Here is a 22,027-nt window from a genome sequence, read left to right as displayed (position 1 = left end):
TCCGTTCCAAGGGGCCTGGCGGCCCCGACATCATGTGGTACGCAGAGCGCGCATGCGCGAGAGCTGGCGTTCCAGCATCGAGGGGTAGGGTTCCTTCAGCCATTCCACGCAGCAGGCGTTTTCCGGGCTGGCGATGGGACGGATGCGTGCCCGTTCGCGGACTTTCTCGTCATCGCCGATGGTTTTCTCCACCAGCAGCAGGTTGCGGCTGTGCTGGCTGAGGGCGAGGGCGTCCTGTGCCGCCGACTCCTGCAGCAGTTCGGCCTGTTCGAGGTCGGCGACATCCTCGCCCAGGGTCATGCCCAGTTGCAGTTGCAGGGTGATGCCGCTGTCGGCCACCTCGATCTGCAGGGCGTGGCCCAGGGCGCGCATCAGCTCGCCGCAGCACAGGGCGTTGGTGAGGTACTCGTCGTCCTGGTCGCGGCTGTGGAAGAGGATCAGGCTGCCGCCATCGCTGAGCGTGTACAGCGTGCCCTTGTACAGGCGCGCAGCCTGTTCCAGGCAGTCGCGGTAGCGTTCCAGCAGGTCGACCAGGCGGGCGCGCGGCAGGCGACGCAGCTGTTCCTGGGCGCCGAGCTGAACGGCCAGGACGGCACTGGTGCCGCTGGACAGCGGTTCGGGCTCCGGCTCCGGTTCGAGCTCGGGCTCTTCGTCCGTGGCGGCAGGCTCTTCGGCGAGTGTCGCGGGTTCTTCTTCGGGGAAGTCGTCGCTGTCGTCCGTGCGGCGGGGCGCGGGTGCCGGCAGTTCGTCCTCGGAGAAGATGTTCTCGTCAAATTCGTGTTCGTCCGGGCCGGTCGCGGCGTCCAGGGTCGCTTTCGGGCGGGCGACAGGTGCGACGATCACCGGCTCGGGCGCCGGCGGCTTTTCCGGCACCAGGCGCGATTGCAGTTGGCGGGCTAGGTCGCCGATCTCGTTCTGCAGGCCGGCGCCGGGAGCGGGATCGTCCGGGTCGCGCAGCCAGACGCGCAGTTGCAGCAGCGGCGTGGAGATCTGCCGGCCCAGGCGCAGGCTGAGGGTCAGGGTCAGCAGCAGCAGGATCAGGCTGATCAGCCCCATGCTCTGCAGGCTGACGGTCATCGGCTGCTCGAACTGGTGCATGTCCAGGCTGATGCGCAGGTGACCGGCGATCACTTCCTGGAAGGTGATGGGGGTGGAATACAGACCTTCGGTGTCGCCCAGCAGACCCTGCTTGGGGCGCGTGCCAGACTCGGCGAGGATGCGGTTGTCCACGCTGTAGATCGCCGCGTGGGCCACCAGCGGGTTCTTGGTCAGGTTGTTGAGCAGCACGTTGAGGCTGAGGATGTCGTTGGACACCAGCAACTCGGTGGCGGACGAGGCCGTCTGGGTGGTCAGGCTCTGACCCAGGGCGTCGGCCTGCTGCTGCATGGCTTGTTTGAACTGCATGCCCATGACCCAGGCGTAGATCACCAGGGCGGCGGCCACCAGCATCAGGCTGTGGATGGCGATTCGCAACGCGATCGGCACCCGGCGCTGACGCAGCGCGTGGAAGAGCAGCAGGAAGAAATTGTCGGGCTTGACGGAGGTGGGCCGGGTCACAGCGGGCTCGGTCTTCAGTAGGGCAGATGCGGGGCAGTATAACGAGGCCCTCCGGAGGGGCAAAGCGCCGCAGGCCTTGTCAATACGACCGAAGCCGGGATGAGCGGGGGAAGAACTGCTCAATCCGATCGGCGGCGGTGCCCGCCAACCGGGCGTATGCGGCGTAAAGCAGGTAGAATGTCGGCCTTTTTTACATGGCGGAGACAGCGCCTTGCGCGAGATCGTCCTGATCAACATCACCGGGGAAGACCGCCCCGGCCTCACCGCGGCCATTACCGGCGTCCTGGCGCAGGGTGGCGTGAACATCCTCGATATCGGCCAGGCGGTGATCCACGACACCCTGTCCTTCGGCATCCTGGTGGAAATCCCGGATAACGAGCGAGCCTCGTCGGTGCTCAAGGAGGTGCTGTTCACGGCCTACAAGCTCGACCAGCAGGTGCGCTTCACGCCGGTGTCCGAAGACGATTACCGCCAGTGGGTCGGTGGCCAGGGCAAGCCCCGCCAGATCGTGACCCTGCTGACTCGCCGGGTGACCGCCGAGCAATTGCAGCGCGTCAGCTCGATCACTGCCAAGTACGGCCTGAACATCGACCAGATCGACCGCCTGTCCGGACGGATGCCGCTGGACATGCCGGCGGACCAGGGCAAGGGCTGCATCGAGTTCTCGGTACGCGGCGAACCGGACGACCCGGTCGCGCTGCGCGCCGAGTTTCTCAGCGTGGCCCAGGAGCTGAACGTCGACATCGCCTTCCAGCAGGACTCGGTGTTCCGCCGCAACCGCCGCCTGGCGGTGTTCGACATGGATTCGACGCTGATCGAGGCCGAGGTCATCGACGAACTGGCCAAGGCCGCCGGCGTGGGCGACAAGGTGTCGGAGATCACCGAGCGCGCCATGCGCGGCGAACTGGACTTCCGCGCCAGCTTCAAGGAGCGCCTGGCGCTGCTCAAGGGGCTGTCCGAGGACGTGCTGGAAGAGATCGGCGCTTCGCTGCGCCTGACCGAAGGCGCCGAAACGCTGTTCGCCGAGCTCAAGCGTCTGGGCTACAAGACCGCGATCCTCTCCGGCGGCTTCAGCTACTTCGCCAAGCAGCTGCAGGCCAAGCTGGGCATCGACTACGTGTTCGCCAACGAACTGCAGATCGTCGATGGCAAGCTGACCGGCGTGGCCATCGAGCCGATCGTCGACGCCCAGCGCAAGGCCGACCTGCTGCGCGAGCTGGCGGCGAAGGAAGGTTTGCAGCTGGAGCAGACCATCGCCGTGGGCGACGGCGCCAACGACCTGCCGATGCTCGGCCTGGCCGGCCTGGGCGTGGCTTTCCGCGCCAAGCCGCTGGTCAAGCAGTCGGCCAAGCAGGCGATTTCCACTCTCGGGCTGGATGGCATTCTTTACCTGCTCGGTTTCCGTGATCGCGAAGGGGTAGACGGCCGCTGATCGATCCGGCTGTCTACGCAAGGCATGAAAAAGCCGCCCATTGGGCGGCTTTTTCATGCCTGAGCGAATGGCTACTCGTCCGAGGCGAAATCGTAGTCCATCGCCTGGCTCGGTCCTTGCAGGTAGTGGCCCTGGATGTAGTTGGCGCCGGCCTGCCAGAGCGTCGCCAGGGCGCTGGCGGTTTCCACCATCGGCACGATGGTCAGCTTGGCCTGGGCGTGGAGGCTGGCCATCAGGGTCTTGAGGTTCTCCTGGTTCTCCGCCTTGCCCAACTCCTGCACGTAGGAGCCATCGACCTTCACGAAATCGACGTTCATGTGCTTGAGCGTGTTGAACGGGTTCAGCGCGCAGCCGAACTGGCACAGCGCGATCTGGCAGTGCAGCTCGGCGAGCCCCTGGCTGAGCACCTTCGCCTGCTTGAGGTAGCTGATCGCGTCCGGTTCGCTGATCTGGATGATCAGGGCGTCGGCGGGCAGACGCGATGCCTTCAGCGCCACGTTCAGCCAGGGCAGCAGCTCGGCATCCTGCAGGCTGGAGCTGGAAAGGTGCACGAACAGCTTGGTGTCGTGGCCCTTGGCGCGGTGTTCGGAGAGCAGCTTGATCGAGTTGAGCAGGACCCAGCGGTCGATCTTCTCGGCCAGGCCACCCGCCTTGGCGGCGGCGAGGAAGTCCGCCGGCGGTACTTCCTCGCCCTGCGGATTGAGCAGGCGCAGCAGCACTTCGTAATGCTCGTGGGTGTCGCCGCGCAGGCTGATGATCGGCTGGAACAGCAGGCGGAAGCTGTTCTGCTCCAGGGCCTGGCGGATGATCGCCAGGGTGTCGCCGCGGTTGGCGGCGGCGGCCAGTTCATCGGCCGGATCGTAGAGCTTCAGGCCGTTGCCTTCGCTCTGGGCGATTTCGTCGGCGCTGCGATGGGCGCGTTCGATGACGTCCTGCGCGCGAGTGGTCTTTTCGTCCAGCCCGGCGACGCCGATGGACAGGGTGACCTGGGCGGTGCGACCGTGGATGTCGAACAGGTGGCCTTCGATCTTCTTCAGCAGGCTGGCGAACAGCGCCCGGGTCTGGTCGGGACTGTGCCCCGGCAGCAGCACGGCGAACACGTCGTCGCTGAAGCGGGCCAGCTGGGCCTCCTGCGGGAAGTGGGCGCGCAGCAGGTTGCCGAGGTCGGCGAGCAGTAGGTCGATGCTGGCGACGCCGAGGTTGAGCTGCAGCGTCTGGGCGCGGTCGAGCAGCATGTAGGCGAAGCTGGCCGGCTGGCTGGCGGTCACCGCGCGCTCCACGGCGCTGTCCATCAGGTCGAGGAAGTGGCCACGGTTGTACAGGCCGGTGACCAGGTCCTGGCTGCTGACCTCGCGCAGTTTTTCTTCGAGCTGGGCGTTGCCGGTCTGGGCGCGGATCACCACCTGGATGCAGGGTTCGCCGTCGTAGGTGGCCGGGGAGAAGCTCATGCGTGCGCTGAAGGCCTGGCCGTCCACCTTGATTCCACTGCAGGCCAGGTCGGCGTTGTCTTCCGTTCTCTCTTTGGTATTGGGGTAACCCTTGAGAAAGTCCTTGAAGGTCGCCTGGTCGCTGCCGGCGATCAGGTCGATCATCGGCAGGCCTTCCAGTTCCTCCGCGTCGTCGTAACCGAACAGGTCGACGTAGGCGCGGTTGGCGTAGATGTGCATGCCGTCATGCACGTAGGTGATGGCGTCCACCGAGCTGTCCAGCAGCAGTTGGCAGCGCTTTTCCGCCTCGCGCAGGGCGACTTCGGCGGCGCGGCGGGCGCGGCGCTCCTCGAGGTTGGCCAGCTCGCGGTTGGCGACCAGGATCAGGCGCTCGTCCTCGCCTTGCGGCAGGGCGTCCTGGGCGCCGAGGGCGAGGGCTTCGGTCACCGCGTCGGAGTCGTTGCCGGCGATCAGCTGGATGAACGGGATGTCCTTGGCCTGGCGGCGAATGCCGCTCAGGGCATCGCTGGGCGCCATTGCGCTGCTGTCAGGGGCGGCGATCAGCAGATCCCAGCCCTGGGGAAGGATTTCCAGGAGGTCTTCACTGGACGTGATGCGGTGGACGCGGGTGGCGCGCCCGGCGTTGCGGAACAGGCTGACCAGGCGCTCGGCTTCGTTCTGTGAGTCTTCCAGGATCAGTAGTCGGACGGTCTTCTTTTCATTGGCCATGAGTAAGGCTGCTTATACCGCGCTGGACGGCAGCAAATGGGCGATGAATGGGGATTGGCCGGAATCTACAGCGACTTCCAGAGCGAGTCAAAGTCTTCCTCCCCGCGGGTGCCTGGTGCTGTGACCGGCTTATCGTTCGTTGCAGCGATGGCGTCGTGCGCCCGGTATTCGAACTGGGTGAAGCTGCCGGTCGCGGTGACCTTGCGGGTGAGCGTGGCGCGCCGCTCCTCGCCCGCCAGGTTGATCTGCACGCGGTTGCCTTCCTGGAAGGGCAGGCGCGGGGTGATCACGGTCGCCGGCCGCGAGATCGCGGAGATTTCCGGCAGCAGCAGCGCACGCAGGTAGTGGCTGCCCTGTTCGGTCTTGCGCAACAACTGCAGGCCGCAGGGCTGGGCGAGCGGCGCGATCAGCTCGATGCCCATCTGGGTGCCGCCGCCGCGTACCTGACGGATCCAGCGCACCACGGCGATGCTCCAGCTGTGATCCGGGGTGTCCTGGATGCCCAGCAGTTCGCCGGCCTGCAGTTGGCTGGGAATGTCCTTTGGCCAGGTCAGGCAGTAGCCGCCCGGGCTGTGGTTGACGATGGGCAGGGCGAAGACCGGGTAGTCCTCGCTGGGCAGGTCGGGAGCGGCGCGGGTGCTGTCGACAGGCCTGCTGGGGGTGTACTCGATTTCCTCCAGCGACATGCCGGGCTGCCAGTCCTTGACCTGTCGGGCGTCGAAGGCCGTGGACCAGGCGTCCTGGGCATCGGCCTTGAAGGCCGGGGCCAGGTGTTGCGGCTGGGTCCTGAGCACGTCGGTGAAGTTCCGCCGGCCGGCGAGGAAGTAGTGCAGGGCGCTCATGCCGATGCACAGGGTGAGCTGGCCGCGGCCGAGGGTGCGCTGGAAGGTCCGTTCGGCGATGTCGCCCCAGGCGGCGGCGAGGTGCTGCAGCAGGTCCACGGAGACGCCCTCGGGCACCTTCAGGCGCGCCTGGGCGCGGTTCTCCGGGAGGAGCAGCAGGTATTCCTTGATCAGGTCCACCAGGGGCTGCGGATCGATCCCCAAGCCACCCGGCAGTTCGCCTTCCTTGAACAGGGTGCGGTAGCGCGGCGCCCCGTCCACCTGGGGGGCGACGACGAACAGGGTCGAGGGCGCATCGGCGGACTGGACGCGTATCTGCGGGCCCCAGTTTTCCAGCACTTCCGCCAGGCGGGCGATGTTGTGCTGGCGCATCTGGTTGCAGCGCGCCGAGCCGAGCATCACGGCCACCAGGTAGGACTGCTCGATGGTCAGGCCCTGGGCGTCACGGGCCAGGGCGTCGCGGATGCTCAGGTTCTGCAGGCCGTGCTGGCGCGCCAGCTGGTACAGCTGATGGAGTTCCAGCCAGAGCCCTTCCGGTACCGGGCAATACAGCTGCGAGGCGCGGACCAGCGGTCCGCACAGGGCGCGGATGGCGCGCTGGATGGAGGCCGCCAGCAACTGCGCGCGCTCACGGGAAACGCGGCCCGCCTCGCGCACGACGATCAGCTTGTAGCCGATGGCCAGGTGGTTCTGCAGGGCCTGGCAGAGGTTGGCCACCTTGCGCGGGCGCTCGTCGAGGACGATGGACTGGTTGAGGAAGTGGCGTTCCAGGTGCTGGCAGACGAACTGGACTTCCGGGCGAAACAGCTCCAGCAACTGCAGGCGCGCTTCCACCGGCAGCTTCAGCTGGTTCAGCTCGATCAGCCCCTGATAGAGCTGGCGGGCGGTTTCGCCCAGATTGGCCTTGGGCAGGTGATCCAGCCAGTATTTCAGCTCGCGCGGGGTGGCGTTGCAGAAGCTCAGGCTTTCGTGCGTCGGAGTGGGGACGCGCAGAAACTGCTGGGGACTGTTGTCCATGCTGGGTTCGGATTCTCCACAATCTGGGCCGTTTGGTGGACCGGCCGGTCGTCACGCTCGGCTTTTTCCGAACTCTAGCAGCATCCGTCGCGCACCGCAGCCCATCGCTGGATGGGTGCGCCGACGGGTCACGGACGGGGAGTTTCGCCCCTGATCTGGCGCTGCAGGGCGTCGCTGGCGGAGGCTTGCGGAGTGACGCGCAACCAGCCGTCGCCCTGGGGAATCACCGCATGGGCGGCCCATTCGACCAGGTCCTGGCGACGGCAGGCGCCAGTGTTGCCCTTGCCGGCGCCGGCGACCACCTTGTAGACCAGCTGGTCCTGGCGCGTGCGCTTGCCGGGGTGGTCGTCGATCACCTGGCGCACCGCCCAGGCGTTGCCGCTCAGCGCGTTGCTGTAGCAGGCGCCCAGGAGGATGTCGTCGGGCGTCAGGCGCTGCGCCTGGGCGTGCTCCTGGGCCAGTTGGAGGATCTTCAGCAGGTCGTCGAACTGTACGTCGATGAACGAATCCATCTTGCGCAGCGCGTGGTAGAGGTCTTCCGGGGCGGGCCCCGCGGGCAGCTTCGGCGTGTCGGGCAGGCGCGCCAGAGGCGCGGGGTAGCGGCGCCAGGCGAACATGCCGTTGAAGGCCACGGCCACGGCGAGGATCAGCACCACGTTGAGCAGCACCGGGCTGAGCACGTAGTCGAAGCCCAGCGCGCTGATCGCCGGCCCGCCGGACACCGCCGCCAGCGCGGTGGCGCCGCCCGGGGGATGGATGCAGCGGGTGTAGTGCATGACCAGGATCGCCGCGCCGACCGCCAGGGCCGGGGTGAAGGGCTGCTCGGGGAAGAGTTTCTGGCAGATCACCCCGACGACGGCCGACAGCACCTGGCCGCCGAGCACCGCCCAGGGCTGGGACAGTGCGCCGTGGGGCACGGCGAACAGCAGCACGGCGCTGGCGCCCATCGAGGCGACGACCCAGATAGCCGCTTCGCTGGGCAATACCCAGTGAGTGACGGCGTAGATGGCGGCGAGGCCGCACAGCGCTCCGAGCGCGGAGAGCCACTTTTCCAGATGGCTGGTGGCGTTGGCGCGCCAGCCCATGAGGTGCAGGAAGCGTTTCATGGCAAGGGACAGCAAGGCAGTAAGGCAAGAAGCAGGGCGGGCGGCTCATTGGCCACCCGCCTTATAGGAAACGGGCGTCAGCCCTGGCGCGCGCCACCCAGGCGCTGTCCCATACGGACCGGGCTGGTGGCCGCCAGGTTTTCAGCCCAGCTGACCTGCTGCGGTCCGAACAGCACGATGGCGGTGGAACCCAGCTTGAAGCGGCCCAGCTCGGCGCCTTTCTCCAGGTGGATCGGCGCGCGGGCGGCTTCGTCATAGGCGAAGGACTTCAGCTCGCGCTTGGGCGGTGTGACCAAGCCGGCCCAGACGGTTTCGATGGAGGCGACGATCATCGCCCCGACCAGCACCACCGCCATCGGCCCGCGCTCGGTGTCGAAGATGCACACCACGCGCTCGTTGCGGGCGAACAGCTCCGGCACCTGCGCGGCGGTCAGCTGGTTCACCGAGAACAGCCGGCCCGGTACGTAGACCATCTCGCGCAGGGTGCCGGCCAGCGGCATGTGCACGCGGTGGTAGTCCTTGGGTGACAGGTAGACGGTGGCGAATTCGCCGCCCATGAAGGGCGCGGCGCGCTCGGCGTCGCCGCCCAGCAGTTCCATCAGGCTGTAGCTGTGGCCCTTGGCCTGGAACACGCGGCCGTGCTCGATCGGGCCGAGCTGGCTGATGGCACCGTCGGCGGGGCTCAGCACGCTGCCTTCGCTCTCGTCCAGCGGACGGGCGCCGTCTTTCAGGACGCGGGTGAAGAAGGCATTGAAGTGCTCATAGGCGCGCAGGTCCTCGACCTGGGCCTCGCGCATGTCCACCTGGTAGCGGCGGGCGAACCAGGGGATCAGGCGGTCCTTGAACCAGGGCGCGCGGCATTCGGCGGCGCAGCCGATCAGGCGCGACAGCAGGTGGTGCGGCAGCAGGTACTGGGCGAGGATGAACAGACGATCTTTGAACGACATTCCTTAAACCTCTACAGGGGTGTCGGGGTGGTTGCCCCATTCCGACCAGGAGCCGGCGTAGCCCTTGACCCGCGGATAGCCGAGGGCCTTGGCCACCAGGTAGGTGAAGCCGGAGCGGTGATGGGTCTGGCAGTGGGTGATCACTTCCTTGTCCTTGGTGATGCCCAGGTTCTGCAGAATCTGCGGCATATCGGTTCGGATGCGCAGGGCGCGGGCCGGGTCCATGCCGGCGGTCCATTCGAAGTTGACCGCGCCCGGAACGTGTCCGCCCTTGGCGGCGAGGACTTTCTGGCCGCTGTATTCGCTGGGGTTGCGCGCGTCCCAGATGGCCAGGTCGGCGGCGCCCAGGCGGCTCTGCAGGTATTCGCGGGTGGCGGTGGGCTCGTCGTGCAGGGTCAGCGGCAGCGGGTCGCCGGCCGGCGCCGGGACGTCCTGGCTCAGCGGCAGGCCATCGGCCAGCCAGGCATGCAGGCCGCCGTCGACGTAGTGGTAGTGGTGGTGGCCGATCACATCCAGTAGCCAGATGAAGCGGCCGGCCCAGCCGCCGCCCTCGTCGTCGTAGACCACGTAGACGGCGTCGGGGTTGTGGCCCAGTTCGCCGAACAGCGCTTCCAGGTCGGCCTTGGCCGGCAGCAGGCCCGGTGCCGGCCCGCCCAGCTGGGTGCGCGCCGGAGCGATGAAACGGGCGCCGGGAATGTGGCCTTCGGCGTAGCGCGCGGCACTGGTCAGGTCGACCAGGATCAGTTCGGCGGCGTCGAGGCGGCTGGCGAGGTCGGCCGGTTCGATCACCAGGGGCAGTGCGGAGAAGGCGGACATGTCGAAGTCTCCCGGTACGGCGGACGGCCCGCCGCGAGGGTGGACGCGGCGGCGTGAGCTGGCGGCCCTGGGCTGCCGTTGAGGGGCGATAGTCTAAAGGGGGACGCAGTGTACCGGAAATCCCGGCGATCGCCGCGCGGCTCAGGATGCGCTGCGGGACATTTGCCGCACGGCCTGCTCGATGCACTGCGCGGTGCGGCCGAAGGCCTGAGCGTGCAGGTCGCCCAGCGGCTGGCCGTTGCGGTCGGCGGCCAGCAGCATGATGACCCGGCTGCCGTTGCCGAGCGAGCGCAGCAGCAGGTGTTCGCTGGGCAGCAGCGCCTTCAGCGCGCCGGGCAGCACGGCGGAGAAGTCGGCCATGTTCGCCGGGCTCAGGCGCAGTTGCGCCGGCTGTTGCATCAGCTTGCGCAGCAGGGCGCTGGCCGCGACTTCCAGTTTCAACTCGCCGGCCTGCTCCGGCAGGCCGAAGTGGTGGCGGGTTTGCAGCCACGCCTGGCCGCGGTCGGCGAGCAGGATCAGGCCGCGTTGCAGGCCGCCGGCCTGGAGGGCGGCGCTGGCGGTGTCGAGCAACTGCATGGCGTTGCCGAACGGCGAGGGATTCTGCAGCAGGCGCGCGCAGTGCTGGCGCCACTCGCCGAGCGTATCCGGTGGCGTGGGCGCGCTCGCTGCAGGGGGGCCGAGCCAGCGTTGGCTGTCCCAGGGCCAGAGCAGCGCTTGCGCCGGATGCCAGAGCTGCGGTCGGGCGTGGCGTCGCGCGCTTTGCGCCGCGAGGCCGTGAACCTGCTGCTGCAGTTCGGCCAGCGGCATCTGCAGGTAGAGCGCGGTCAGGCGTTGCCAGCGCAGCATGTGCGGTCCGCCCCAGGACTGGTGCGCGGCCATCGCCAGGCTGTTGGCCAGCAGGATGGTGTTGGCCGGGCGGGTCAGCCAGCGGGCCAGTTCCGGATCGGCGTCCAGGCGTCGCTGCTGGCCCAGCGGCTCGGGCTCGGTGTGCGCCACATGCAGGGCGCGCACCAGCAGGCGGCGGTCATCGTTGAGCAGGATGAAGCCCTGGCCGATCCATTCGGGCAGCCGCCAGCGTTCGGCGAGCGCCCGGCACAGTGGCAACAGACGCATGCCCAGCAGCTCCTGTTCGACGTCGGAGCTGCTGCGTCCGAGTCCGCAGACCTGGCGCTGCCAGGTTTCCAGCAGGTCCGGCCGCGCGGTGGCCAGTGCCCACAGCGGCGCCAGGGCGAACAGGCTGCCCCAGTGGATTTCCTGCCAGAGTCGCGCCAGGCGGTTGGCGAACAGACCGCTGGCCTGCTGCATGGCATGGCGGCTGATCAGCAGGAGCTGGCTGAGGGCGCGGGGCATCTGCGCCTCGGGCTGGCTCGGCAGGTGTTCGAGCAACTGGGTGACCCGCGCCAGGCCCAGGCGGTTGAGGGCGACTTCCAGGCTTTCCGCCGGATTGTCGCGGGCGCTCTCGGCGCGGTTGGCCTCGCGCAGGATGGCCAGGGCCAGGGTCGGGCAGTCCTGCAACAGGTCGGCGATGTCGCGGATCGAGCGGTGGCTGTCATCCAGCGCCCGGCGAATGGCGTCGCGCTGCTCCTGGGGGACGGGCAAAGGCAGCTCTTCCAGCAGGGAGAGCCAGGCCGCGAGACGCTCTGGGTTGGGCACGGTGGTGGGCATGCGTGAGGCGCCGAACTGGTTTTTAGTGTTTTCGGCCTATAGTCTTGCCCGAATTCTCCGATAACAACAGGGAGGCAGGAAAAGTGCCTCCCTTTCTGTTCACAGTTTCAGTCCGGTCCCCATGTCAAAAATCATCGGCATCATCGTCATCCTGGGCAGTGTGCTCGGCGGATACATGCTCTCTGGCGGCAAGATCGCGGCCATCATCCAGCCGTTCGAACTGCTGATCATCGGTGGTGCGGCGCTGGGCGCCTTCCTGCAGGCGAACCCCGGCAACACCTTCATGACGGTGCTCAAGAAGGCGCCGAAGATGTTCAGCAACCGCTTCACCCACACCTTCTACCTGGAAGTGCTGGGCATGCTCTACGAGGTACTCAACAAGAGCCGCCGCGAGGGCATGATGGCGATCGAGGCGGACGTCGAGGATCCGGATGCCAGCCCGATCTTCAGCAAGTACCCGGCGGTGCTCAAGGATGAACGCATGACCGCGTACATCTGCGATTACCTGCGCATCATGTCCTCCGGCAACATGGCGCCCCACGAGCTGGAAGGCCTGTTCGACATGGAGCTGGGCAGCCTCAAGGAAGACCTCGACCACCCCGCCCACGCGGTGACCCGCGTGGCCGATGCCCTGCCGGGATTCGGTATCGTCGCCGCGGTGCTCGGCATCGTGATCACGATGGCGCTGCTCGGGCAGGGCAGCCAGGCGGAGATCGGTCACCACGTGGCCGCCGCGCTGGTGGGCACCTTCCTCGGTATTCTCGCCGCCTACGGTTTCGTCGGCCCGCTGTCCAACGCCCTGGAGCACGACGCCAAGGAAGAGCTGAACCTCTACGAAGCCATCAAGGCCTGCCTGGTCGCCTCGGCCTCGGGCATGCCGCCGTCGCTGGCCGTGGAGTTCGGCCGCAAGGTCCTGCTGCCGGCGCACCGCCCGAGCTTCACCGAGCTTGAACAGGCCGTTCGCGGTCGCTGACAGGTCGCCTGACGCATGGATAACAACCAGCCGATCATCGTCAAGCGGGTCAAGCGCTACGCCGCGGGTCATCACGGGGGCTCGTGGAAGATCGCCTTCGCCGACTTCGCCACCGCCATGATGGCGTTCTTCCTGGTGCTCTGGCTGTTGTCGTCGGCCACGCCGGAGCAGAAGAAGGCCATCTCCGGCTACTTCCAGGACCCCATCGGTTTCACCGAAAGCGCCAGCCCCTACGTCATCGACCTGGGTGGCACGCCGACGCCCGCGCCGGACAAGACCCTGAACCCGCAGATCCAGGCGCAGCCCGAGGCGGACGAAACCCGCGTCAGCCCGCAGGACGGGACCACGGTCAACGCCGAGCAGGCGGAAAATCTTGCCGAGAAGATCGAGCGCGAGCGCCTGGAACTGTTGCTGCAGGAGCTGCAGAACAAGGTCGACGAGAACCCCACGCTCAAGCGCTTCAAGGACCAGATCCTGTTCGAGATCACCCAGGACGGCCTGCGCATCCAGATCGTCGATTCCGACAACCGACCGATGTTCGACCTGGGCAGCGCGCGGCTGCAGCCGTACTTCGAGGACATCCTGCTGGCGCTGGCGGAGACCATCAAGCAGGTACCGAACAAGATCAGCATCAGCGGCCATACCGATGCCAAGCCCTATGCGGGCAATGGCGAGTTCGGCAACTGGGAGCTCTCCGCCAACCGCGCCAACGCCGCGCGGCGCGCGCTGGAGGCCGGCGGTTATCCGGAGGACCAGATCGCCCGCGTGGTGGGCTATGCCTCCTCGGCGCTGTTCGATCGCGACCAGCCGCTCAACCCGGTGAATCGCCGCATCGACATCATCGTCCTGACCAAGAAGGCCCAGCGGGCCATCGAAGGCCAGGACGGCGGGGCCGAGAAGCCGGCCGATGGCGCGTCGCCGGTGGCTCCAGGCTCGGCTGCACCCAATGCCGCTCCGGCCCAGCCGGCGGCCGGGCAGGGCGACCCGCTACCGCCGGACCAGCTCGAGCAGAAGCTCAACCTTTTCGACGACGGTGGCACGCTGAAGCTCGATGAGCTGAACAAGCAGTAGTGAGAAACGCGAAGGCCAGCTGAAAAGCTGGCCTTCTTCTTTGTGACTGAATCATGGGACTCTTCGTAGGAGCGAGCTTGCTCGCGAACCGCATCGCAAGGGACTGTTCGCGAGCGAGCTCGCTCCTACAGGTACGGGCAGCGTCGGCGCTTTGGGCAAGGCCCGCCGATCAATATTCGTCTTCCGGCAGGCTGGCGAGGATGTGTCGGTAGCTGGACATCCGTTGCGGCGAGACACGCCCCTCTTCCAGCGCCTTGAGCAGCGCGCAGCCCGGCTCGCGGTCGTGCTTGCAGTCGCGGAAGCGGCAGTGGCCGAGCAGGTCGTGGAACTCGATGAAGCCGGCTTCCACGTCGTCACGGCTCACATGGCCCAGGCCGAACTCGCGGATGCCGGGCGAATCGATCAGGTCGCCGCCGGCGGGGAAGTGGAACAGCCGTGCGGTGGTGGTGGTGTGGGTGCCCTTGCCGGTGACTTCCGAGAGGTCGCCGACGCGGGTGTCGACGCCTGGCAGCAGCGCGTTCACCAGCGATGACTTGCCAACGCCCGACTGGCCGACGAACACGCTGACGTGCTCGTTCAGCGCGGCGCGCAGGGCGTCCAGGGCCAGGCCGTTGAAGGCCGAGACCTCCAGCAGCGGGTAGCCGAGTTCGCGGTAGGTGCCCAGCAGCGAGTCGAGGAACGGAGCGTTCTCCTCATCGATCAGGTCGGCCTTGTTCAGCAGCAGCAGCGGCTTGATGCCGGCGTGCTCGGCGGCCACCAGGTAGCGGTCGATCAGGTTGGCGTGGGGTTCCGGGCGTGGGGCGAAGACGATCACGATGCGGTCGACGTTGGCCGCCACCGGCTTGAGCACGCCGCGCATGTCCGGGCGGCGCAGCTCGGAGGTGCGCGGCAACTGCGCGACGATCACGCCGATGCCCTGGTTGCCGGGGCGCCAGACCACCTGGTCGCCGGTCACCAGTGGCGGCAGGTTGGCGCGCAGGTGGCAGCGGAACACTTCGCCGGCGTGGTCGCCTTCCTGCGCCTCGACTTCCACCTGCACCCCGAAGTGGGCGATTACCTGGCCGGTCTGCTCCGGGCCGAGGTCGCCGCCTTCCAGCTCTTCCAGGGCGCGCGATTCGCGCTTCGCCGCGCGGGCAGCACGCTCTTCCTGGACTTTTTCGATCCGCCAGCTCTGCCGGCGGGTGAGGTGACGCTTGGCCATAGGGTATCCACAGGGAAAATCGCCGCGGAGTTTAGCATGCGTATGCCCGCTTCCCGCTAAACTAGAGGGCTGAGCTGAGGAGCCCCATCATGCAGAACCCACAGAACCTGATCTGGATCGACCTGGAAATGACCGGTCTGGACCCGGACAAGGACGTCATCATCGAGATGGCGACCATCGTCACCGACAGCGACCTCAATATCCTCGAGGAAGGCCCGGTGATCGCGGTGCACCAGAGCGAAGAACTGCTCGCCGGCATGGACGAGTGGAACACCCGCCAGCACGGCCAGTCCGGCCTGACCCAGCGGGTGCGCGAAAGCACCATTTCCGCCGCCGAGGCCGAAGCCATGACCATCGCCTTCCTGGAAAAGTGGGTGCCCAAGCGCAGCTCGCCGATCTGCGGCAACAGCATCTGCCAGGACCGCCGCTTCCTCTATCGGCACATGCCGAAGCTGGAAGGCTACTTCCACTACCGCAACCTGGATGTCTCCACCCTCAAGGAACTGGTCGCGCGCTGGGCCCCGCAGTTGCGTGACGGCTTCAAGAAAGGCAACACCCACCTGGCCCTGGACGACATCCGCGAGTCCATCGCCGAGCTGCGCTACTACCGTGAGCATTTCATCAAGGTGTAAGCCGGCAGCTCTTCGTAGGAGCGAGCTTGCTCGCGAACAAACCCCTGCTGCGAAGCTGTTCGCGAGCAAGCTCGCTCCTACAAATACCTTTCAGGCCTGATGCCGGCCCAGTGCCCACTCCACATGCTCGCGCACCAGTTCCGACGGGAACGCCCGGCGCGCCTTCAGCGCCTCGATCACCGGGATGGTGGACGGCGCATTGCCCAGGCCCACGGCCAGGTTCCTCAGCCAGCGCTCATAACCGGCGCGCCGCAGCGGCGAGCCTTCGGTGCGGCTGAGAAACTCCTCCTCCGTCCACAGGAACAGTTCCGCCAGCGCCGCGTTGTCCAGGCTGTGCCGGGGCTGGAAGTCGCCCTGGTCGGTGGCGCGGGCGAAGCGGTTCCACGGGCAGACCATCTGGCAATCGTCGCAGCCGAACACGCGGTTGCCGATCAGCGGGCGCAGGTCCTCGGGAATCGGGCCTTTCAGCTCGATGGTCAGGTAGGAAATGCAACGCCGCGCGTCCAGCACGTAGGGGGCGACGAAGGCGGCGGTGGGGCAGATGTCCAGGCAGGCCGAGCAGCGCCCGCAGTGCTCCGTGCCGTGGGACTCGTCCACCGGCAGCGGCAGGTCGGTGAACAGCTCGCCGAGGAAGAAGTAGCTGCCGGCCTTGCGGTTGAGCACCAGGGTGTTCTTGCCGATCCAGCCGAGGCCCGACTGCTCGGCGATGGCCTTCTCCAGTACCGGCGCGCTGTCGACGAAGGCGCGGAAGCCGAACGGCCCGACCTGCTGCTGGATGCGCTCGGCCAGTTGCTGCAGGCGCTTGCGGATCAGCTTGTGATAGTCGCGGCCCAGGGCGTAGCGCGAGACGTAGGCTTTCTCCGGGTTGCCCAGCACCTGTGCCATGCGGGTGTCGCCGGGCAGGTAGTCCATGCGCAGCGAGACCACCCGCAGCGTGCCGGGCACCAGTTCGTCCGGCCGCCAGCGCTTGCTGCCGTGGGCGCCCATGTAGTCCATCTCGCCGTGGTAGCCCGCTTCCAGCCAGCGTTGCAGGTGCTCGCCGTGCTGCTCCAGGTCGAGCCCGGCGATGCCGACCTGCTGGAAGCCGAGTTCGCGCCCCCACTCCTTGATGGAACGGGCGAGGTCGGTGTAGTCGAGTGTCGAATCGTGCATGGAAGGCGAGAAACGGAAGTCCGGGTGGGTATAATTCTGCCAGACCTTGCCGGCGTCGGCCCGTCCGTACGCCAAGGCGACACAATCTGCCGCCCGGAACAGCGATGACTGCCCACGACGATCTGCCCCTTAACCTCTACAGCGCCCAGCAGGTACGCGACCTCGACGCGCGCCTGATCGCCGCCGGCACGCCCGGCTTCGAACTGATGCGTCGTGCGGCCCACGCCGCCTGGCGTGCCCTGCGCCGGCACTGGCCGGACGCGGGCGAGATCAGCGTGCTCGCCGGCCACGGTAACAACGCCGGCGACGGCTACCTGATCGCCGCCCTGGCCCTGCGTGCCGGCTGGCGCGCGCGGGTGCTGGCGGTGGGGGATGCCGCGCGGTTGTCCGGCGACGCGGCGTCCGCCCACGGCGAGGCGCGGGCGGCGGGTGTGGATATCGAAGCCTGGAGTGACCGCGCGGAGCTGCGTGGGGTGCTGGTCGATGCGTTGCTCGGCACCGGTCTGGGCGGTGCGGTGCGCGAGCCTTATGCCTCGGCCATCGCCGCGATCAACGCCAGCGGCCTGCCGGTGCTGAGCGTGGACATCCCCTCCGGCCTGAGCGCGGACACCGGCCAGGTGCTGGGTTGCGCCGTTCGTGCGGACCTGACCGTGACCTTCATCGGCCTCAAGCTGGGGCTGTTCACCGCGAACGGGCCGGACCAGTGCGGCGAGCGGGTGTTCGACGCTCTGGATGCCGATCCGGCGCTGATTCCCGACGACTGCGTTGCCCGTCGTCTCGCTCCCGCATCCTTGGCTCGCCTGGCCGCGCGCCCGAAGGCCGCGCACAAGGGCCTGTTCGGCCACGCGCTGGTGATCGGCGGCGATACCGGCATGGGTGGCGCGGTGCTGCTGGCCGCCGAAAGCGCGCTGCGTTGCGGCGCCGGACTGGTATCGCTGGCGACCCGCGCGCCGCACGTCGTCGGTGCCCTGGCCCGCTGCCCGGAGCTGATGGCGCGTGGCGTTTCCTCGTCCGCCGAACTGTTGCGCGTGGCCGAGCGGGCCAGCGTGCTGGTGGTGGGGCCGGGTGTGGGGCGTGAGGCCTGGGGGCGTGTACTGGTCAGCGCGGCGGCCAGCCTGGAGCGTACCCAGGTTTGGGACGCCGATGCGCTCAACCTGTTGGCGGAGGGCCTGGTTTCGCGCCCGTCCGGCGACTGGGTGATGACCCCGCATCCCGCCGAAGCGGCACGATTGCTGGGCGTCTCCACGGCCGACGTTCAGGCCGACCGGCCGAGCGCGGCCCACGCGCTGGCGCAACGGTACCAGGCGGTTGTGGTGCTCAAGGGTGTCGGCAGCCTGATCGCCGCTCCGGATGGACGGCTGGCGCTGTGCAGTCACGGCCATCCGATCATGGCCGGCGCCGGGCTGGGCGACGTGCTCTGCGGCATACTCGGCGCGTTGCTGGCGCAGGGGATGCCCTGTTTCGATGCGGCCTGCCTGGCCGTCTGGCTCCACGCCCGCGCCGGCGAGTCGCTCGGTCCGCAGGGCAGGGGGCTGGCCGCCACCGATCTGATCCCTGCCGTTCGTCAGTTGCTCGAGGAGCACAGTCCATGCCTGAACTGAATCTGTTCGCCGAGGGCGAAGAGGCCATGTACGACCTCGGACGGAAGATTGCCTCGGCGACCGGCGGACGCGGCATCATCTATCTGCACGGCGACCTGGGCGCCGGCAAGACCACGCTGTCGCGCGGCATCCTGCGAGGATTGGGGCATGGCGGGGCGGTGAAGAGTCCGACCTTCACCCTGGTCGAGCCCTACGAGATCGGACCGGTCCGCGCCTTCCACTTCGACCTCTACCGCCTGGCCGACCCGGAGGAGCTGGAGTTCCTCGGCATCCGCGACTACTTCGAGGGTGATGCCCTGTGCCTGATCGAATGGGCTGAACGGGGCACAGGCATTTTGCCAAAGGCCGACATGGACATTACCATTACCCCGCATGCGGGCGGTCGCATGCTGCGCCTGACGCCGCAGGGTGCGCGGGGCGAAGCCTGGTGTGCCGCCCTGGCCACGGGAGCATGAGAAAAAAGATGGGTTGGGGGTTGCGCCTGCGGGCGCTATTGACGGGGATGACTGTTTTGCTGGCAATGATTGCCGGCGAGGCTTTTGCCGCCACGCAAATCAAGAGTGTCCGTATCTGGCGGGCGCCGGACAACACCCGCCTGGTGTTCGATCTGTCCGGTCCTGTGCAGCACAGCCTGTTCACGCTCAGCGCGCCTAACCGCATCGTCGTCGATATCAACGGCGCGCAGATGTCCACCGCGCTGGACAAGCTCAAGCTCGGCAACACACCCATTAGCGCGGTGCGCTCGGCCCAGCGTTCGCCCACCGACTTGCGCCTGGTGCTGGACCTGAAGAACCCGGTCACGCCCAAGAGTTTCGTGCTGGCGCCGAACCAGCAGTACGGCAACCGCCTGGTCGTCGACCTGTACGACCAGGGGGCCGACATCGCGCCGGACGTTCCGGCCACGCCGACTCCCGGCGTGCCCGCCGTACCTGTCAGTCCCGCACAGTCGGTGACCAGGATTCCCGCGCCCAGCACGGGCGGCAAGCGTGACATCGTCGTCGCCATCGACGCCGGCCACGGCGGCGAAGACCCGGGCGCCCTCGGTCCGAACGGCCTGCATGAAAAGAACATCACCCTGGCCATCGCCCGCGAGCTGCAGCGCCAGATCAACCAGATGAAAGGCTTCCGCGCGGAACTGACCCGTACCGGCGACTACTTCATCCCGCTGCGCGGGCGTACCGCCATTGCCCGCAAGAAGGGCGCGGACCTGTTCGTCTCCATCCACGCCGATGCCGCGCCCAGCCGCAGCGCCTTCGGTGCCTCGGTGTTCGCCCTGTCCGACCGTGGCGCTACCTCCGAAACCGCGCGCTGGCTGGCCGACAGCGAAAACCGTTCTGACCTGATCGGCGGCGATGGCGGCGTGAACCTCGACGACAAGGACAAGATGCTCGCCGGCGTGCTGCTCGACCTGTCGATGACCGCCACCATGTCCTCCAGCCTGGATGTCGGCCACAAGGTGCTGACCAACGTCGGCCGGATCACGTCGCTGCACAAGCGGCGCGTGGAGCAGGCTGGCTTCATGGTGCTGAAGTCCCCGGACATTCCGTCGATCCTGGTGGAAACCGGCTTCATCTCCAACCCGAGCGAATCGCAGAAACTCGCCAGCCGCTCGCACCAGCAAGCGCTGGCGCGCTCCATTGCCGGTGGCGTTCGCCAGTACTTCGTGCAGACGCCGCCGCCGGGCACCTATATCGCCTCGCTGCGCGACGGCGGCCAGCTCTCCAGCGGTCCGCGCGAGCACGTGGTGCGTCCCGGCGAGAGCCTGGGCATGATCGCCAGCCGCTATGACGTGAGCACCGCTTCCATCCGCAGCGCCAACAACCTCAAGAGCGACAGCCTGAAGGTTGGCCAGGTGCTGAAGATTCCGGGCACCGCCCTGGCGTCGCAGCAATGAGTGACGTTCGCCGTATCCAGCTGCTGACGCCGCGGCTGGCCAACCAGATCGCTGCCGGCGAAGTGGTCGAACGCCCTGCGTCGGTCATCAAGGAACTGCTGGAAAACTGCCTGGACGCCGGCGCCAAGCGCATCGATATCGAAGTCGAGCAGGGCGGCGTCAAGCTGCTGCGCGTGCGCGACGATGGCAGCGGCATTCCCGCCGAGGACCTGCCGCTGGCCCTGGCGCGCCACGCCACCAGCAAGATCCGCGAACTGGAAGACCTCGAACGGGTAATGAGCCTGGGCTTCCGTGGCGAAGCGCTGGCCTCGATCAGTTCCGTCTCGCGCCTGACCCTGACTTCGCGCACCGCCGACGCCGAGCAGGCCTGGCAGGTCGAGGTCGAGGGCCGCGACATGGAATCCACTGTGAAGCCGGCGGCCCACCCGGTGGGCACCAGCATCGAAGTGCGCGACCTGTTCTTCAATACCCCGGCGCGGCGCAAGTTCCTGCGCGCCGAGAAGACCGAGTTCGATCATCTGCAGGAAGTCATCAAGCGCCTCGCCTTGGCGCGCTTCGACGTGGCTTTCCACCTGCGTCACAACGGCAAGACCATCCTCTCGCTGCATGAAGCGAAGGACGAAGCCTCCCGCGCCCGCCGCGTCGGTGCCGTGTGCAGCTCCGGCTTCCTCGAGCAGGCCATGCCCATCGAGGTGGAGCGCAACGGTCTGCACCTGTGGGGCTGGGTCGGCCTGCCGACTTTCTCCCGCAGTCAGCCGGACCTGCAGTACTTCTATGTGAACGGCCGCATGGTGCGCGACAAACTGGTCGCCCACGCCGTGCGCCAGGCCTATCGCGATGTGCTGTACAACGGCCGCCATCCGACCTTCGTGTTGTTCTTCGAGGTCGATCCGGCGGTGGTGGATGTCAACGTCCACCCGACCAAGCACGAAGTGCGCTTCCGCGACAGTCGCATGGTCCACGACTTCCTCTACGGCACCCTGCACCGGGCGCTGGCGGAAGTGCGTCCGGACGACCAGCTGGCGCCGCCAGGGGCGACCACCCTGACCGTGCCGCGCCCGACCGGTGCGGAAGCCGGCGAGTTCGGCCCGCAGGGCGAAATGCGCCTGTCCGAGACCGTGCTGGAGGCTCCGGCCGCCGCGCGCGCCTGGCAGCCCGGCCCGGTTTCCGGCAGTTCTGGCTCCGGCGGTGGTGGCGGCTACGGTTATCAGCCGAACCGCCCGGAAATGCCGCCTATCCAGGAGGCGCAGGGCGCCTACAAGGCCTATTTCGCACCGCTGCCCGAGCAGGCGCCGCAAGCGCTGCCGGAAAGCAGCCAGGACGTGCCGCCGCTGGGCTACGCCCTGGCGCAGCTCAAGGGTATCTATATCCTCGCCGAGAACGCCCACGGCCTGGTGCTGGTGGACATGCACGCGGCGCACGAGCGCATCACCTACGAGCGCCTGAAGACGGCGATGGCCAGTGAGGGGCTGCGTGGCCAGCCGCTACTGGTGCCGGAGTCCGTCGCCGTCAGCGAGCGTGAGGCGGACTGCGCCGAGGAGCATGGGGAGTGGTTTTCCAGGCTCGGCTTCGAACTGCAACGGCTCGGCCCGGAAACCCTGGCGATCCGCCAGATTCCCGCGCTGCTCAAGCAGGCCGAGGCCACCCAACTGGTGCGTGATGTGCTCGCCGACCTGCTGGAGTACGGCACCAGCGACCGCATCCAGGCGCACCTCAACGAGCTGCTCGGCACTATGGCCTGCCACGGCGCCGTGCGCGCCAACCGCCGGTTGACCGTGCCGGAAATGAACGGCCTGCTGCGCGACATGGAAGTGACCGAGCGCAGCGGCCAGTGCAACCACGGCCGACCGACCTGGACGCAACTGGGCCTCGACGAGCTGGACAAACTGTTCCTGCGCGGACGCTGATCATTCCCGTAAGGTGGCGTTCAGCTTTCTGCAGTACACTGCGCGCCAAACGATTCAG

Annotated in this window: 17 protein-coding genes; 8 read left to right on the top strand and 9 right to left on the bottom strand. The window is 67.6% G+C overall.

Features of this window, described 5'->3' with window-relative positions:
* Positions 1-30 precede the first annotated feature (30 nt).
* Positions 31-1,557: an AhpA/YtjB family protein gene (locus tag H681_RS22335; RefSeq protein ID WP_015479163.1), complete on the bottom strand. Its 1,527-nt coding sequence runs from the start codon at positions 1,555-1,557 to the stop codon at positions 31-33.
* Positions 1,558-1,768: 211 nt separating this feature from the next.
* Here H681_RS22335 and serB point away from each other — a divergent pair, with 211 nt between their 5' ends.
* Entirely contained in the window at positions 1,769-2,989 is a 1,221-nt protein-coding gene (gene serB / locus H681_RS22330) for a phosphoserine phosphatase SerB (RefSeq protein ID WP_015479162.1), read from the top strand.
* 71 nt (positions 2,990-3,060) lie between these two features.
* On the opposite strand, the gene H681_RS22325 is transcribed toward serB, so the two are convergent.
* From H681_RS22325 to H681_RS22300, 6 genes are all read right to left on the bottom strand, one after another.
* Positions 3,061-5,145 (bottom strand): EAL domain-containing response regulator, encoded by a 2,085-nt coding sequence (locus H681_RS22325; RefSeq protein ID WP_015479161.1) that lies wholly within the window; start codon positions 5,143-5,145, stop codon positions 3,061-3,063.
* A 65-nt stretch (positions 5,146-5,210) separates the two neighbouring features.
* Positions 5,211-7,004 carry a hypothetical protein gene (locus H681_RS22320; protein WP_015479160.1) on the bottom strand — a complete coding sequence of 598 codons (1,794 nt, stop codon included), beginning with the start codon at positions 7,002-7,004 and terminating at the stop codon, positions 5,211-5,213.
* A 128-nt stretch (positions 7,005-7,132) separates the two neighbouring features.
* Positions 7,133-8,110, bottom strand: coding sequence for an HPP family protein (locus H681_RS22315; protein ID WP_015479159.1), 978 nt, complete (start codon positions 8,108-8,110; stop codon positions 7,133-7,135).
* Between the two features lie 77 nt (positions 8,111-8,187).
* A complete protein-coding gene (gene asd, locus H681_RS22310; RefSeq protein WP_015479158.1) occupies positions 8,188-9,057 on the bottom strand; it encodes an archaetidylserine decarboxylase in 870 nt (289 codons plus the stop codon).
* Positions 9,058-9,060: 3 nt separating this feature from the next.
* Positions 9,061-9,873: a thiosulfate sulfurtransferase gene (rhdA, locus tag H681_RS22305; RefSeq protein WP_015479157.1), complete on the bottom strand. Its 813-nt coding sequence runs from the start codon at positions 9,871-9,873 to the stop codon at positions 9,061-9,063.
* 141 nt (positions 9,874-10,014) lie between these two features.
* Positions 10,015-11,538, bottom strand: a complete 1,524-nt coding sequence (locus H681_RS22300; protein ID WP_015479156.1) for an HDOD domain-containing protein — start codon at positions 11,536-11,538, stop codon at positions 10,015-10,017.
* 121 nt (positions 11,539-11,659) lie between these two features.
* Here H681_RS22300 and motA point away from each other — a divergent pair, with 121 nt between their 5' ends.
* Both motA and motB read left to right on the top strand, forming a co-directional pair.
* Entirely contained in the window at positions 11,660-12,511 is an 852-nt protein-coding gene (gene motA, locus H681_RS22295) for a flagellar motor stator protein MotA (RefSeq protein WP_015479155.1), read from the top strand.
* A 15-nt stretch (positions 12,512-12,526) separates the two neighbouring features.
* Positions 12,527-13,582, top strand: coding sequence for a flagellar motor protein MotB (motB, locus tag H681_RS22290; RefSeq protein ID WP_015479154.1), 1,056 nt, complete (start codon positions 12,527-12,529; stop codon positions 13,580-13,582).
* 169 nt (positions 13,583-13,751) lie between these two features.
* Here the strand turns inward: motB and rsgA are convergent, their stop codons facing one another.
* Positions 13,752-14,783, bottom strand: a complete 1,032-nt coding sequence (gene rsgA, locus H681_RS22285; RefSeq protein WP_015479153.1) for a small ribosomal subunit biogenesis GTPase RsgA — start codon at positions 14,781-14,783, stop codon at positions 13,752-13,754.
* 89 nt (positions 14,784-14,872) lie between these two features.
* Here rsgA and orn point away from each other — a divergent pair, with 89 nt between their 5' ends.
* Positions 14,873-15,415, top strand: a complete 543-nt coding sequence (gene orn, locus H681_RS22280; RefSeq protein WP_015479152.1) for an oligoribonuclease — start codon at positions 14,873-14,875, stop codon at positions 15,413-15,415.
* A gap of 90 nt (positions 15,416-15,505) precedes the next feature.
* Here the strand turns inward: orn and queG are convergent, their stop codons facing one another.
* On the bottom strand, positions 15,506-16,567 hold the full coding sequence (gene queG / locus H681_RS22275) for a tRNA epoxyqueuosine(34) reductase QueG (protein WP_015479151.1): 1,062 nt from the start codon (positions 16,565-16,567) through the stop codon (positions 15,506-15,508).
* 104 nt (positions 16,568-16,671) lie between these two features.
* Between queG and H681_RS22270 the strand changes: the two genes are divergently transcribed.
* From H681_RS22270 to mutL, 4 genes are read left to right on the top strand one after another with little or no spacing between them, the layout of a single operon-like run.
* The gene (locus H681_RS22270) at positions 16,672-18,168 is read left to right on the top strand and encodes a bifunctional ADP-dependent NAD(P)H-hydrate dehydratase/NAD(P)H-hydrate epimerase (protein WP_015479150.1); all 1,497 of its coding nucleotides are present in this window, start codon (positions 16,672-16,674) and stop codon (positions 18,166-18,168) included.
* Positions 18,156-18,623: a tRNA (adenosine(37)-N6)-threonylcarbamoyltransferase complex ATPase subunit type 1 TsaE gene (tsaE, locus tag H681_RS22265; RefSeq protein WP_015479149.1), complete on the top strand. Its 468-nt coding sequence runs from the start codon at positions 18,156-18,158 to the stop codon at positions 18,621-18,623. The genes H681_RS22270 and tsaE overlap by 13 nt, the downstream gene beginning before the upstream one ends.
* An 8-nt stretch (positions 18,624-18,631) precedes the next feature.
* Positions 18,632-20,062 (top strand): N-acetylmuramoyl-L-alanine amidase AmiB, encoded by a 1,431-nt coding sequence (gene amiB / locus H681_RS22260; RefSeq protein ID WP_041712214.1) that lies wholly within the window; start codon positions 18,632-18,634, stop codon positions 20,060-20,062.
* Positions 20,059-21,969 carry a DNA mismatch repair endonuclease MutL gene (mutL, locus tag H681_RS22255; protein ID WP_015479147.1) on the top strand — a complete coding sequence of 637 codons (1,911 nt, stop codon included), beginning with the start codon at positions 20,059-20,061 and terminating at the stop codon, positions 21,967-21,969. The genes amiB and mutL overlap by 4 nt, the downstream gene beginning before the upstream one ends.
* Positions 21,970-22,027: the final 58 nt, after the last annotated feature.

It is taken from the genome of Pseudomonas sp. ATCC 13867, assembly GCF_000349845.1.
Classification (GTDB): domain Bacteria; phylum Pseudomonadota; class Gammaproteobacteria; order Pseudomonadales; family Pseudomonadaceae; genus Pseudomonas.
The sequence above is the reverse complement of the archived record's forward strand: the minus strand, read 5'-3'. Positions and strand labels throughout refer to the sequence as shown.

Bases quoted from the DNA above. Each gene is read 5' to 3' on its own strand.
- H681_RS22325 (WP_015479161.1), bottom strand. From the start codon at position 5,145: ATGGCCAATGAAAAGAAGACCGTCCGACTACTGATCCTGGAAGACTCA.
- H681_RS22320 (WP_015479160.1), bottom strand. From the start codon at position 7,004: ATGGACAACAGTCCCCAGCAGTTTCTGCGCGTCCCCACTCCGACGCAC.
- H681_RS22315 (WP_015479159.1), bottom strand. From the start codon at position 8,110: ATGAAACGCTTCCTGCACCTCATGGGCTGGCGCGCCAACGCCACCAGC.
- asd (WP_015479158.1), bottom strand. From the start codon at position 9,057: ATGTCGTTCAAAGATCGTCTGTTCATCCTCGCCCAGTACCTGCTGCCG.
- rhdA (WP_015479157.1), bottom strand. From the start codon at position 9,873: ATGTCCGCCTTCTCCGCACTGCCCCTGGTGATCGAACCGGCCGACCTC.
- H681_RS22300 (WP_015479156.1), bottom strand. From the start codon at position 11,538: ATGCCCACCACCGTGCCCAACCCAGAGCGTCTCGCGGCCTGGCTCTCC.
- motA (WP_015479155.1), top strand. From the start codon at position 11,660: ATGTCAAAAATCATCGGCATCATCGTCATCCTGGGCAGTGTGCTCGGC.
- motB (WP_015479154.1), top strand. From the start codon at position 12,527: ATGGATAACAACCAGCCGATCATCGTCAAGCGGGTCAAGCGCTACGCC.
- rsgA (WP_015479153.1), bottom strand. From the start codon at position 14,783: ATGGCCAAGCGTCACCTCACCCGCCGGCAGAGCTGGCGGATCGAAAAA.
- orn (WP_015479152.1), top strand. From the start codon at position 14,873: ATGCAGAACCCACAGAACCTGATCTGGATCGACCTGGAAATGACCGGT.
- queG (WP_015479151.1), bottom strand. From the start codon at position 16,567: ATGCACGATTCGACACTCGACTACACCGACCTCGCCCGTTCCATCAAG.
- H681_RS22270 (WP_015479150.1), top strand. From the start codon at position 16,672: ATGACTGCCCACGACGATCTGCCCCTTAACCTCTACAGCGCCCAGCAG.
- tsaE (WP_015479149.1), top strand. From the start codon at position 18,156: ATGCCTGAACTGAATCTGTTCGCCGAGGGCGAAGAGGCCATGTACGAC.
- amiB (WP_041712214.1), top strand. From the start codon at position 18,632: ATGGGTTGGGGGTTGCGCCTGCGGGCGCTATTGACGGGGATGACTGTT.
- mutL (WP_015479147.1), top strand. From the start codon at position 20,059: ATGAGTGACGTTCGCCGTATCCAGCTGCTGACGCCGCGGCTGGCCAAC.